This is a genomic window from Hymenobacter glaciei (assembly GCF_039539585.1).
Classification (GTDB): Bacteria; Bacteroidota; Bacteroidia; order Cytophagales; family Hymenobacteraceae; genus Hymenobacter; species Hymenobacter glaciei.
The window spans coordinates 16260-28884 of record NZ_BAABDK010000010.1; the positions used below are offsets into that span (position 1 = coordinate 16260).

11 protein-coding genes are annotated in these 12625 nt (G+C 60.3%); 7 read left to right on the top strand and 4 right to left on the bottom strand.

Annotated elements, in window-relative coordinates; translation table 11 throughout:
• Positions 1–6 precede the first annotated feature (6 nt).
• Complete coding sequence (gene tssD, locus ABD837_RS04650) at positions 7–402, bottom strand: type VI secretion system tube protein TssD (RefSeq protein ID WP_345050881.1); 396 nt, start codon at positions 400–402, stop codon at positions 7–9.
• A 136-nt stretch (positions 403–538) separates the two neighbouring features.
• On the opposite strand from tssD (ABD837_RS04650), the gene ABD837_RS04655 reads away from it, so the two are divergent.
• The 3 genes from ABD837_RS04655 to ABD837_RS04665 all read left to right on the top strand — a co-directional run bounded on the left by ABD837_RS04655 (position 539) and on the right by ABD837_RS04665 (position 3454).
• Entirely contained in the window at positions 539–964 is a 426-nt protein-coding gene (locus ABD837_RS04655; RefSeq protein ID WP_345050884.1) for a GPW/gp25 family protein, read from the top strand.
• A gap of 33 nt (positions 965–997) precedes the next feature.
• Positions 998–2890: a hypothetical protein gene (locus ABD837_RS04660; RefSeq protein ID WP_345050887.1), complete on the top strand. Its 1893-nt coding sequence runs from the start codon at positions 998–1000 to the stop codon at positions 2888–2890.
• A 99-nt stretch (positions 2891–2989) separates the two neighbouring features.
• A complete protein-coding gene (locus ABD837_RS04665; protein ID WP_345050889.1) occupies positions 2990–3454 on the top strand; it encodes a hypothetical protein in 465 nt (154 codons plus the stop codon).
• A 42-nt stretch (positions 3455–3496) separates the two neighbouring features.
• Here the strand turns inward: ABD837_RS04665 and ABD837_RS04670 are convergent, their stop codons facing one another.
• From ABD837_RS04670 to ABD837_RS04680, 3 genes are all read right to left on the bottom strand, one after another.
• Positions 3497–4390 carry an ankyrin repeat domain-containing protein gene (locus tag ABD837_RS04670; RefSeq protein ID WP_345050891.1) on the bottom strand — a complete coding sequence of 298 codons (894 nt, stop codon included), beginning with the start codon at positions 4388–4390 and terminating at the stop codon, positions 3497–3499.
• An 89-nt stretch (positions 4391–4479) separates the two neighbouring features.
• Entirely contained in the window at positions 4480–5880 is a 1401-nt protein-coding gene (gene tssD, locus ABD837_RS04675; RefSeq protein ID WP_345050893.1) for a type VI secretion system tube protein TssD, read from the bottom strand.
• Positions 5881–5951: 71 nt separating this feature from the next.
• Entirely contained in the window at positions 5952–8522 is a 2571-nt protein-coding gene (locus tag ABD837_RS04680) for an ATP-dependent Clp protease ATP-binding subunit (protein ID WP_345050896.1), read from the bottom strand.
• 324 nt (positions 8523–8846) lie between these two features.
• Here ABD837_RS04680 and ABD837_RS04685 point away from each other — a divergent pair, with 324 nt between their 5' ends.
• From ABD837_RS04685 to ABD837_RS04700, 4 genes are all read left to right on the top strand, one after another.
• Positions 8847–9287: a hypothetical protein gene (locus tag ABD837_RS04685; RefSeq protein WP_345050898.1), complete on the top strand. Its 441-nt coding sequence runs from the start codon at positions 8847–8849 to the stop codon at positions 9285–9287.
• A 62-nt stretch (positions 9288–9349) separates the two neighbouring features.
• On the top strand, positions 9350–10723 hold the full coding sequence (locus ABD837_RS04690; protein ID WP_345050900.1) for a DUF5458 family protein: 1374 nt from the start codon (positions 9350–9352) through the stop codon (positions 10721–10723).
• Positions 10724–10873: 150 nt separating this feature from the next.
• Complete coding sequence (gene tssD / locus ABD837_RS04695; protein WP_345050902.1) at positions 10874–11275, top strand: type VI secretion system tube protein TssD; 402 nt, start codon at positions 10874–10876, stop codon at positions 11273–11275.
• A gap of 135 nt (positions 11276–11410) precedes the next feature.
• Positions 11411–12616, top strand: coding sequence for a homogentisate 1,2-dioxygenase (locus ABD837_RS04700; protein WP_345050905.1), 1206 nt, complete (start codon positions 11411–11413; stop codon positions 12614–12616).
• The last annotated feature ends 9 nt before the right edge of the window (positions 12617–12625 follow it).

Here is a 12625-nt window from a genome sequence, read left to right on the forward strand (position 1 = left end):
AAAAAGTTAAACAGGCCACTTGTTGTCGAGCGTGACCTCGCCGCTGCTCAGCTTGTTCGCCGATACAGTGAGCGTCATCGTCATGCCTTGGGCAGAGCCCGAACCATCAAAATTCTTGCTCAGGCCCACGCAATAGGCTTCTTCGAACCGAATGGTTTTACGACGGGCCAGGCGGTTGGCAGCGGAGAATACCACGAGCTCACCGCTCATTTGCTTGGTGTCGTCCAGAGCCCAGTGCTGAACCGTTTCGTCGGGTTCCGAGTCGAGCTCGACCATGAGCTGGCCGCCCTGCACGCGGGCATCGGGCCGGCCCACGGCGTCGGTGTTTTGTTGCACGCCCCAGTTGAACCGGCGGACGGTGTAGCTTTTGTTGGCGAGAATAAGCGCAGCGCTGAATGCCATATAGTGGAAGGAGGAAAGTGGACGGGAAAGAACCGGCTGCAAGGTACGTAAAGCCGGCGCTATAGTCTCGCCCACCCGAGCTGGTCGCTGCGGGCCGGTTTGCCGCCTGCCCGCCCATCTGCTACCTTCGCCCCCTATGAGTGCTTCGTACTACCACTTGCCGCTCGACCTGGAAGGAATTCTGGAACGCCAGCATTTGCCCCGGTGCTCGGTGCAGGAATCCATTGCCCAGCACCTCTATCTGATGCTGACGACGTATTTCGGCGAGTCGCGCTACGAGCCTGACTTTGGCTGCCAGGTGTGGGAGCAGGACTTCGAAGCCATGACGACCATGCGCTGGAAGGACAACGTGCAACGCTCGATTGAGGAGTCCATTGGCGAGTACGAGCCGCGCCTGGCCCGGGCCCGTGTCGATGTTTCCGTGTCCGACTTCGAGCTGAAAAACGTGCAGCAGCGCATCCGCAAGCGGCTCGAAGTGAAGGTGAGCGCCGCGCTCCACCGCACCGACGAGCCGTTCCAGTTTCAGGCCAGCTTATTCGTGGCGCCGCTGTCGGTCGACTAGCGGCGCATTCCCTTTCCTCCTTTCCCGTTGTCCGTGCTACATCCCGTTTCCTTTCCTTCGCCTACCAGCACCGATTTCCGCAAATCCAGCGTCAAAAGCCGGCTCACCCGCCAGGCCGCCGAGCTGTGGGGCTACACCGAAGCCGACCTCGACGGCTTCGACCCCTTGGTAAACCTGCTGCTCGAAGCCTGCGCCGTCGAGTTCGAGAAAGTAGGGCAGGAGCTCCACAACACCCAATACCGGCTGATTGAGCGCCTCGCTACCCTGCTCAACCCCGACGTGGTGGACGCCCCGCACCCGGCCCATGCCATCGCGCAGGCCCAGGCCCGCGAGCCCCTGGTGATGCTGCCCGACGACGCGCAATTCGTGTTTGAGCCACCCACGGCCGGCCGTCGCGTGGCGGGGCAGGAGCTGTTTTTTTCGCCCCTGCAAAACACCCGCCTGGTAGGTGGCGCCGTGCGCGCCCTAGCCACCGATTCAATGGTTTGGCTAATAGAGCCCGGCGGCCAGAAGCGCCCGGTAGCGCAGGCGTTGGCCCCACCGCCTGCCACGCACCGCCGCCTCTGGGTTGGCCTGCAACTGCCGACGGAAGGCGTTGAGCTAACGGATTTGACGTTCTATTTCGACTGGCTAAACGAGCCGCGTCGTGCGGCCTACATGGCCTTTTTGCCAGGTGAAGAGTGGCGGTTGGGCAATACCTTGCTAACTCCCGTGCCGGGCCTGCCCGAAGCGGCCACTACGCCCGGAGCCACTGGTCTGCCCGACGGCCTCAACCGCGAATACGATTTCCTGCAGCGTGCCGAGCAGCATGTGCGCGAGGTGTATGCCCCGGCTTTTGTGCGGCTGCAGGCCCCGGTGGGTGCGTTGGCGGCCTACGTGCCGCGCCCGTACCCGGCCGAGCTGGCTACTGCTTTCCCTGCCCCGGCCACCGAGCTCCAGGGGCTCACGCAGCCGTTGGTATGGCTGGAGGTACGCTTTGCGCACGCGCTGCCGCCCGAGGCATTCGACCAGCTGGTGTGCGCGCTCAACTGCTTTCCGGTGCTGAACCGCCGGTTGCACAAGGTATTGTTCCGGTTGCAGCCGGCCCTCAACCTGTTCCCATTGGCCAGCGACGAGCCCTTCCTGGCCGTGCGCGACATCTACAGCCTGAGCAACGTCGCCTACCGCTCCACCACGCTCAGCGACTTGTCCGATGGCGCGACCGATACCTACACCCTGCGTACCCACGGCGTGGGGCGTTTCGACACCCGCACGGGGCGCGAGGCCCTGCGCGAGCTGCTGGAGCTGCTGCGCGACGAAAGCCGGGCCTTCACCGCTGCCGGTACCGATTTCATCGGCACCATTCTGCGCGAGCTCGACCAGAACCTGGCCCGCCTGGAAGAACGCCTCGACCGCAACCGCGCCGCCGAACAGCCGGTGCCCTACGTGCTGCTACGCCCCCAGAACGTGAACGACAGCGTGTACCTCGAATACTGGTCGAGCAACGGCGAAACTGCCAACCGCCTGGCCGCCGGCAGCCGCCTGCGCGTGCACGACAGCCATTATGTTGATGAAGTGCGCCTGCTCACGACCACCAGCGGCGGCCGTGAGCGCCCCCGCCCCGAAGAGCGCACCCACGCCCTGCGCCGCAACCTGCTGGCCCGCAACCGCCTCGTCACGCTGGCCGACATCAAAGCCGCCTGCTGGGCCGAGCTGGGCACGCACCTGGCCGCCATCGAAGTCACCAAGGCCTTCCAGACGGGCGCCACGCCTACTGCCGGCTTCGTGCGCTGCATGCGCATCAGCCTCACGCCGTCCGAGCCCAGCCGTCTGAGTGCCCCGGAGTGGCAGCGCGCTGCTCACGAGCTGCAAACCACGCTGGCCAGCCAGTCGGCTATGAACCTGCCCTACGAGGTGGTGGTGAAACAAGTAGGAGTGGGGGTATAGGCCCGCAGAACCGGAATGCGTAAGCCATGTTAAAATTGCTGCTGATTTTGGGCGGGGTGGGTGTCGCTGCGCTGGGCAGCTTGGCTTGGATAGTGGCCATTGGCACAGCCAGTGCTGGTGTGGCGCTACGAGTATCCCACTCAGGAGCTGCGCACCGATTCAGCCGGTCAGTTGGTTATCAAGGGATACGAAGCGTTTACCACTAATATTCTTACCGGTCCGCACCGGCCCGATGCCTTTTTGGCGCGACTGGCTTTTCCTGGCCTGTCACCCTTGTTCTACCGCTTCGAGCTGCGCCACGATGGGCCAGCACCCTACCAAGTTTTCAATACCTCGTACGATTACGACTGGGGCCACCAATGGGTGGGAGACTTCGATGCTACTGGCCGGGTCCGTAGCCAGACCAAACCCGATAAAACGGGCAAAGTCAATAGCACCGTGCCGCCTACCGGCGGGCAAACGCAGCTTTGGCAAGCCAATGCTGCCCTGCATCGGCTTGCCAAAGTAAAAACTGGCTCTCACTACGCCATCGAGCTGAACCTGCAGCAAAATGGCGTAGAATAGGTCGTTGACCGCTGAAAATTAGTCAGGCTTCCAATGGCGCCCTTACAGCGGAGGGAAGGGGATGCCTTCGCGCTGCATCCAGGCCCGCATGGCTTGGCGAGCCGGTAGTTCTTCTTTCGTCCAGGCTTTGCCTACCACGTCGGGCTGGGCTCCGAGGGCATCCAGCTTGATGCGCCAGGCGTGGCCTTCGGGCGTTTGCTCCCACTTTTCGCGGATGGCCGCGTAGCGCTGGGCGCCGGAGGAGGGCACCGGAAACTTCACGCCCTTCGCCATCAGCAGGTGCTTGACTTTGATTTGCCACTGGGTTGCTTGCGCATTGCCAATGTCTTTCTCCTGGGTGTTTAGCGCAATACTGCCGTTGTCCTTGCGCCAGTCGGCCCCGCGTTCGAGTAAGTAGTGCACCAATTCAAAATAATTGAGCCGGGCCAGCACAACGGCCGCCGTCGCCCCGGAGCTATCCATAGCATCAATATCAGCCCCACGGTCAAGGAGCAGCTTCATGCGCTGGTATTGGTGAGCGTACATGGCATTGTGCAAGGCCGGTTCCTTGCGTTCGTCTTTTGCATTGGGGTCAGCACCGAGGTCGAGCAGGGCCACGAGCAACTCGTCTTGGGGGCCTCCGGCGGCGATGTTGAGCAGGTGCGTGGTGTCGGTGCCGCCCTTTTCATTGGGTAAGTGCAGCGGGCGGTTGGGGTCGGCGTGGTGGGCCACCAGCGTTTTCATGGCCTTCACGTGGTGGTGGGCGTAGGCCCAGAACAGGAACGTGACGCCCTGCCGGCCTTCCTGGTTAGCATCCAGGCCCGGGTGCTGGGCAAAAACTTTGTCAAGGGCCGATATGTCGTCGGCCCGGATGGCCCGGGCCACGTCCAGCGCCGGGGATGTCGGAAAATACTCCTCCGGCGCGTGCTTGTAAATGGGATTAGTAACCGCTTGCATACAGCCAAATAGATGAAAAGGAAAAAGAAGAAATACGGCCACCGCCATGCGTAACCGCCGACTTAGCAGCCGCTGATTCACCCGTTGCTTCATGGGGCTAAGTAGTAGGTGAGGGTGGCCGTATCCACGTCTTTTTCGGCTTCAATATGGTCCACCATCTGCGGGCTGATGCCGTGGCCGTGCAACGCCATGGTTTTGGCCGCCGTGAGCGGGTTGCCTTTCACCAGCTCACTCCAGCCGTGTTTCCATTTTTCAGCGGGTGCGACCAGATGGGGCACCCCCAATGCTTTGGGTAGCACGACCCCCCGGGTAACCAGCGAAGCTTTCTGCGCGTTGTTGAGCGGGTCCGAAGTTGAACGGTAGGCATCAATCAGCGCCCCTTGCTCTTTCATCACCGACCGTGAAACTGCGTAAGGGGCGCGCTTGACCGTGTTGGTGTGCAGGCCTGCCGCGTTGAAAGTGTAACTTTTGATGCCTGTCACGACGGTTGCGGCGCTGGCTAGCCCACCGCCGAGGGAGTGGCCGGTTGTTTCCATATCGAGTGGGTCGCCTGAGTTGGCAACGCTGGTTGCTAAACTCATGGCCCGGTCATACTGCGCATCTTTCAGCCCCACGCCCTGGCGCAGGTCGGATAGAATATCCGGCTTGTCTTCCGTGCCGGCGTAAGCGATAACCAGCTTCGGAGGCCGCTCAAACGAGGATTGGTACAGTGCGGCCTTGAAGCCCGACTTCGGGTCGAGCAGCATCTCAGGCGACACGCCTTTCGCCCCTAGCTCGGCCGGGTTCAGCATGTGCCATCCCTCCGGCTCGGGTATGCGCAGCGTAGCGGGATTGCCCAGTTCATCCAGGTCAAACTCGTCGCTGTGGTACACGTGCCCGCTGAGGCGGGCACGTTCTACGGCCACATTGTTGCGTTGCAAGCGCTCCAAGGCCGTTTGAGCGGGCGCGTTGGCCACACCGGTCAGCTTCTTCTGGGCATTGGCCATCATGCTCATCCGTACATCGTAGCGTTGCTGCTTCGATAGCTCGGCCACTGCTGCGAGCGGTGCCAGGGTCTCGGACGAGGGCACGTAGGCGTACTCCCGGGCGGCGGCCGACGCCATTGCCCGAACCGGCCCACCACTTATCAGTTCCAGGCGAGTAGCGGAAACGACAAGGTTGCATACGTAGGCGCCGGCCGTGCCATCGCCCGAAACAAACGTTTCGTGGTAGCCCACGCACTGGCCAGCCTCCCAGGACAGGGTTTCGCGGGCCGTGTGGCGCCCGGTGTCGAAAAACGTGACGTGCCCAGCAAGGGGTTTGTGTGCGGTATTGCCCCAGTCGAGCAACAGGTCATCGTCGGGCACGTCCAGCGCGAGGTGCACCAGGCCGTGGCGCACCTTGGCCGCGGTCCGGCCGCGCTCGTTGGTGGCTTGCGTAAATTCGAAGTAGCAGCGGCGCACCGGGTAGACGCGGCCGCTCACTTCCAGCTCGGCTTGGAAAGACGCCATCGCAAAAGAAGTTAAGGGTAGAGGAACCCACCGGCGTTAACGTCCGGCTCTTTTCTGAGAGACTTGGTGGTTCAAGCCTCCTCCAAAGCTGTCGGGACGGCGGTAGGCGCGTCGGGCTCAGCAGCAACAAGCTCCGGTTCCGGCTCGGCTGCCGTTTGCGTGGTCGTCCACGTCACCTCCTCATTGTCCTTGGCTTTGTGCAGTTCCAGCACCGTGCCCGGCCGGGCTTCCCCGCTGATGATGAGCCGCGAGATGGGCCGGCGCAGCTGCTGCCGAATTACGCCCGTAATGGGGCGCGCGCCATACTTGGGCGTGAAGCCCGAAAGGGCCAGGTGCTGCCGGGCCTCCGTGCTCAACGACAAGGTGATGCCCTGGCGCCGCAGTTGCTCCGTGAGGGGGCGCAAGTGAATGTCGAAGATGCGGCCCACGTTTTCCTCCGAAATAGGAGCGAAGGGCACAATTTCAGTGAGGCGGGCCAGAAACTCGGGGCGGAAGAACCGGGTCATAGTTTCCATCAGGTCCGTAGAAGCCGGCACTTTACCCGTCGCGAAAGAGGCTGCAATCTGCTCCGAACCAATGTTGGAGGTGAACAGGATGACGGCGTTCGAGAAGTCGCCCTCACGGCCCAGCCGGTCGCTGAGCCGGCCTTCGTCCAGAATCTGCAGGAAGATGTCGAACACCGAGGGGTGGGCCTTCTCAATCTCATCGAACAGCACCACCGAGTAGGGCTTCTCCCGGATTTTATTCACCAGCAGGCCGCCTTCCTCGTAGCCCACGTAGCCGGGAGGCGCGCCGTACAGCAGGGCCGCCGAATGCTCTTCCTTGAACTCCGACATGTCGAAGCGAATCAGGAACGACTCGTCGTTGAACAGAAAGTCGGCCAGCGCCTTCGCCAGCTCGGTTTTGCCGGTACCGGTGGGGCCCAGCAAAAAGAACGAGCCAATGGGCTGCCCAGCCTTCGTTAGGCCCGAGCGCGACTCCAGAATGGCGGCGCACATGGCCCGCACGGCATATTCCTGCCCCACCACGCGCTGCTGCAGAATCTGGTCCATGCGTAGCAGCTTCTCGCGCTCGTTGCTTTGCAGCTTGCCCAGCGGAATGCCGGTTTTGCCCGATACAATGGCCGCGATGTCGTGCTTTTCCACGCTTTCCTTGCGGACATCCGCGAAGGCCAGCACGGCCGTCAGCATATCACGCAGGTAAGTTTCCAGTTCATTGCTGGTTTCCAGCGTTTCGGGCTGCTCTTCGCTTTCGAGCTGGTTTAGCCACAATTGGCTCACCTGGTTCTGCACCTGGTACAGGAACCAGCGCAGCTCGCGCAGGTAGTCGGGCTCGGCCAACTCGTTGTGCCGGGCCACGAGGGCTTCAAAGTCGGTTTGCAGCTGCGAGAGGCCCGCCACGGCCTGCTCGTCGAGCATGCGAATGGCAGCCATGGTGCGGTCGACCAAGTCAATGGCCGAGTCGGGCAGCTGCCGGTCCTTCAGGTAGCGCTTGGCCAGGCGCACTGCCTCGCCAATGGTGCCCTCGCCCAGCGTGAGGCCGTGGTGCGTGGCATAAATGGGCAGCACGCGCTCCAGCATGCGCTCGGCCACCACCACAGTGGGCTCTTCCACCCGCACAATGTCGAAGCGGCGGTTGAAGGCCTCGTCTTTTTCGATGTATTGCCGGTACTCATCGTTGGTTGTCGCCCCGATAACCGTGAGCTCGCCCCGAGCCAGCTCAGGCTTGAGCAGCTGCGCAATGCCGCTACCGGCACTGCCTTTAGGGTCGAGCAGTACATGAATTTCGTCGATGAACAGGATGGCGCGGGTGTACTGCTTCAGCTCCGTCAGCACCTTCTTTATGCGGTCTTCAACCTCGCCTTTGTAAGAAGCGCCGGCCACCAGCGTGCCCAAATCCAGCTCAAACAACGTCACTTCGCGCAAATGCACCGGCACTTGCCCTTGGGCAATCTGCTGGGCAAAGCCTTCTACCAGCGCCGACTTGCCCACGCCCGGCTCGCCAATAAGCAGCACGTTAGGCTTGGTGCGCCGGCCCAGAATCTCGGCCACCAGCCGGATTTCGCGGTCCCGGCCTACAATCGGGTCGAGCTTGCCAGTGCGGGCCTGGGCGGTTTTGTCGGTGCAGTAGGTGGCCAGCGCACCTCCCTTGGCAGTTGGGGCAGCACCAGCGCTACCCGTGGCCTCATTTCCTTCGGCAGTAGGGGCGGGGGCCGGCATTTCAGCCTGTGCGGCGTCCATCAGCTCCTTCTGGGTGAGGGGCAGCGATTTCAGCTGCTCCGCCGTGAAAGCCAGGCCCGGCCGCAGCAGGGCCGCCAGGGTCGCCAGCGGGTCGACCTGGTCGCGGGACAGCTGCAGGGCCACCAGCTCGGCCATTTCCAGCACCTGCTTCACGCCCGGGTCGGGGGTGGGCATTTCGGGTGGGCGGGCGGCCTTGGGCTGGTCTTCGAGGCGCACCTCGGCCCACTCGCGCAGGTAGTGAATGTCCTTGTCGAGCACGGCTACCAGCCAGGAGGCGAGGCCAATTTCATTGTGTAGCAGGGCGGTGAGCAGGTGCGGGGCCGCGTAATGCTCCTGGCGGTATTCGTGTGCTACCGCTTGTGCGATGTGCAGGCTGCGTTTGAGGTTGTCGGAGTAGGCCAACGGATGAAGGGGAAAGGTGAGCTGCAAAGTTGCGTAGTTTCCGCTTCGCATCTCCACTGGCTTGGGCTACTTTATCGAAAGCTACCCACCAACTAAAAAAAGTTAGCGTGCAATAAAAAGACAGGAAAATGCCGCGAATGGGCCTGTAGGAGAGGATTTAGAGTGATTTACCCCCCCCCTTTTCGGTCAGGAAATAGATACCGAAGTACCAACTTTAATCAATATATCGACGTAAGGGCGTTAGATTGCCACCTCAAAAGATGCCTCCACAGGTTGGAGCCAGCCATTTACCCAGGGCTGCCCAACCACCTCCTTATATCGGCTATGTATACTTACGGAATTGGTGGTCAGGAGCGTAAGCTCGACAACGCCTCCGAATCTATTTCGGACATTCCCCTCAACCGCACCCTGATGGTGCAGAAGCTCACTACCAACACCCCCATGCGGCCGGTGATTGTGGAAGGCCTCAAAACCCCCGAAGCAGTTTTCGCTCACTACAAGCCCGAAGTCGACGTTGAGTTCGACAACGCTTCCGGCGCATCTGTACGCGAAAAGCTGCATTTCGCCTCTTTGGGCGATTTTGGCAAAAAGGGCATCATCAGCCAGAGCAATTTCCTGCAGGAGTTGGCCACCGAAACCGACGACCTGCAGAAGCTGCTGCGCCAGCTCAAGTCAAACAAAATTCTGAAAACGGCGCTGGAAAACCCCGAAACCAAAGCAGCCTTTCTCTCGGCTGTGCAGGCCATGATGGACGAACTGGGCTAATCCCGGTTCTACTCCACATCTGATTTCGGAAGCCCCACATCGCCTTTCCCCTTTTCTATTTTATGGCACTTGAACAGCAAGACGCTGCCGTTACGGGCTACCGTACCCGCGAGGCGGCCGGCCCTGCCCTCGAACAAAGCACCCAAGCCCTCCTGAAAGTTGGCGGCTTCGACCTCCTCGAAACCACCATCGACGGAGCGTCCAACCTTAACCCGGAAAAGAAGGCCCGCAAAAAGATTTTCCTTTCCGAGGATAACAAGAAAACCGACCGCAAGCAGCTGAAAAAACGCCTCGAGCTCTGGCACTCGCTGCTGAGCGAGTCGAATTCGGTAATTGAGGCCATTGAACAAGGCGAAAAGCGTGTTGATTCGTCCCAGCACCTGCTCACCGACAACTTGAAAAAGGCAGTGGAGGCCACGCACGAGCTGGAGCAAGCCTATCGCTCGGTGGCCTTGTTCTACCGCAACACCGACTTGGATGAGGTAAAGAACGTGTCCATCATGAACGCGGACAAGGACCAATTGCAGGACCTTGATAACACCACCTTCATCGACGCCGTTTCGGCCGAAATGGAGCAGAACTACGACCGCCTCGACCTACGCGACAACTACTCGCTGCTGGTCGTGCCCGGTTACCTGGGCTCGAATAAGGTGATTGACAAGTGGGCCAAAATTGCCCACAAGAATAAGGTGATGATGGTTACCGATTTCGAGCATTACGAGACGCCCGAAGACGTTATCGAGCTTTTCGAAGAAGCCAACCTGACCGGCGCCGAAGCCCACAAATCCAACGTGATTATGGCTGCTAACTGGCTCGTGGGCCGTGGCAAACTGGAAGAGATTGGCGAAGAGGAAGACCTGTTCGTGCCGCCATCGTCGGCACTGGCAGGCCGTATCTACACCACGCTGGCCTCGCAGGTAACTGCCGGCCGCAAGCACGGCACCCTGAACGAAGTGGACGGCGTGAAATTCCCGCTCCGCAAAAGCGAAATTGCCAACCTCGAGAAGCTGGGCCTTGTGCCCATGGTGAACGAGTACGGCCGGGTAATGGCTTTCTCGGCCAAAACCCTGTTCAACGGCGATAACATTGGCCTGCAGACTTACTCGGTGGTACGCGTATTCGACTACGTAACCAAGGTGCTGATTGACTTCCTCAACCGGCGCGCCTTCGAAAACTGGGACCATAACATGCGCATGGATATTCAGAACCAGATTGTGCGGTTCTTGGATGGCATTGCCGGCCCGGGTAAGTTGATTGAGAAATTCTCGGTCAAGAAGTTTGAGCGCGACCCCGACCAGAAGGACCGCATCATTCTCGACATCCACATGGTGCCGTACTTCCCGGCCAAAACCTTCCTCGTGTCATTAGATGGTACCAAGGGCGACGACCCGGACAACCCCGGCCGCGATTGGAACGCCGAATACGCACAACAATAATTTTCTTATTCGGACAAACAGTTTGTTAATCAGCTCCGTATTTCCATTAGATTTAATATCGAAAAAGAACGATAAACAAATCTAATGTCTTAATTTTGCCTTGAGTTTTTCAAGTTTTCTTCCACATTTTTCCACAAACCCCTTTACCACATGGCCTCATTTAGTGCTGTTTTCGACGCTGCTGGCAGCGAAGAGTGTGAAGTTGTAAGCTGCGGCTACACCTTCAATCAAACCACCGACGATAAAGGACGTCCTTCGTCCGTCGTGCAGGGTGGTGTTATCAAAGTAACCATCGTATCGACTGATAGCGTGAAGCTTATCAGCTGGATGCTGGATCCCTACAAGCGGGCCGATGGTAAAATCGTGTTCAAGCGCGGTGACCAGGATTCGAAAATGAAGGAGATTGCCTTCAAAGAAGCCTACTGCGTGGGTTACACCGAGACCTTCGACGCTCGTGGCAGCGGCGACCAGGCTTCGATGGTGTTGAGCCTGGTTATCTCGGCCAACAAAGTCGACGTGAACGGCGCTAACCACGACCAGAAGTGGGTGTAATACCCCGCCTGTAGCATTTGATAAACCCCGTTGGCCTTGCCAGCGGGGTTTTTTGTTGCCCGGCATTGTACGGTTGATACAGCCGGGCACCGGTCGAATCCGTACTTTTAGGAATCCATTCCCACCCGCAACACTATGGCTTATTACCACCGCCTCGGCCAGATTCCGCGCAAGCGGCACACCCAGTTCCGCCAGCCCGACGGCTCTCTGTACTCGGAGCAGCTGGTGGGCACGCAGGGCTTTCATGGCGTGTCGTCGCTGCTGTACCACGTACACCCGCCTACCCAGATTAAGCACGTGGGCACGCCCAAGCCTTATGCACCCAAGCTGCTGAAGGACCGGCCGCTGCAACCCGAGCACCTGCGCACTTTAGCTCAGACCACCACCGGGGGAGACTACCTGGCCGCCCGCCAGACGCTGCTCGGCAACGCCGACGTGACCATGAGCATCTGCAACCCCACGGAGCGGCGGATGAATTACTACTACAAGAATGCCCAGGCCGACGAAGTCATTTTCGTGCACGAAGGCAGTGGCGAGCTGTGGAGCCAGCTGGGCAAAGTCGTGTTCGAGGCCGGCGACTACGTGGTGGTGCCGCGCACGGTCATTCACCAGTTCCACTTCGACGAAGGCCCGGTGCGGCTGATGATTGTGGAGTCGTTCAGCCCGGTGGAGACGGTGCGGCGCTACCGCAACCACTTCGGCCAGCTGTTGGAGCACTCCCCCTACTGCGAGCGCGATATTCGCCCCCCAAGCGAACTGATTAGCGGCGATTTTCCCGAAGGCGACTACGTGGTGCACGTAAAGAAAGAAGGCCTGCTGCACGAGCTCACCTACGCCCACTGCCCCTTCGACGTGGTGGGCTGGGACGGTTATTTCTACCCGTACGCCTTCAGCATCCACGACTTCGAGCCGATAACCGGCCGCCTGCACCAGCCGCCGCCCGTGCACCAGACCTTTGAGGGGCACAACTACGTCATCTGCTCGTTTGTGCCGCGCTTGTTCGACTACCATCCGCTTAGCATTCCGGCGCCCTACAACCACGCCAACGTCGATTCTGACGAGGTGCTGTACTACGTGGCGGGCAATTTTATGTCGCGCAAAGGCGTTGATTTGGCTTCCTTTACTTGGCACCCGACAGGCCTGCCGCACGGCCCGCACCCCGGTACGGTGGAGGCTAGCATCGGCAAAAAGGAAACCCATGAACTGGCCGTAATGGTCGACACCTTCCGCCCGCTCTACCTCACCGAGGCGGCGCTGCCCTATGTAGATGGGCGCTACCCCATGAGCTGGAACCCGGGTTTCGTGCCCGACCCGCCCAAAGCGGCGGATATGATGGATTAGTCAAATTCT

Bases quoted from the DNA above. Each gene is read 5' to 3' on its own strand.
- tssD (WP_345050881.1), bottom strand. From the start codon at position 402: ATGGCATTCAGCGCTGCGCTTATTCTCGCCAACAAAAGCTACACCGTC.
- ABD837_RS04655 (WP_345050884.1), top strand. From the start codon at position 539: ATGAGTGCTTCGTACTACCACTTGCCGCTCGACCTGGAAGGAATTCTG.
- ABD837_RS04670 (WP_345050891.1), bottom strand. From the start codon at position 4,390: ATGCAAGCGGTTACTAATCCCATTTACAAGCACGCGCCGGAGGAGTAT.
- tssD (WP_345050893.1), bottom strand. From the start codon at position 5,880: ATGGCGTCTTTCCAAGCCGAGCTGGAAGTGAGCGGCCGCGTCTACCCG.
- ABD837_RS04685 (WP_345050898.1), top strand. From the start codon at position 8,847: ATGTATACTTACGGAATTGGTGGTCAGGAGCGTAAGCTCGACAACGCC.
- ABD837_RS04690 (WP_345050900.1), top strand. From the start codon at position 9,350: ATGGCACTTGAACAGCAAGACGCTGCCGTTACGGGCTACCGTACCCGC.
- tssD (WP_345050902.1), top strand. From the start codon at position 10,874: ATGGCCTCATTTAGTGCTGTTTTCGACGCTGCTGGCAGCGAAGAGTGT.
- ABD837_RS04700 (WP_345050905.1), top strand. From the start codon at position 11,411: ATGGCTTATTACCACCGCCTCGGCCAGATTCCGCGCAAGCGGCACACC.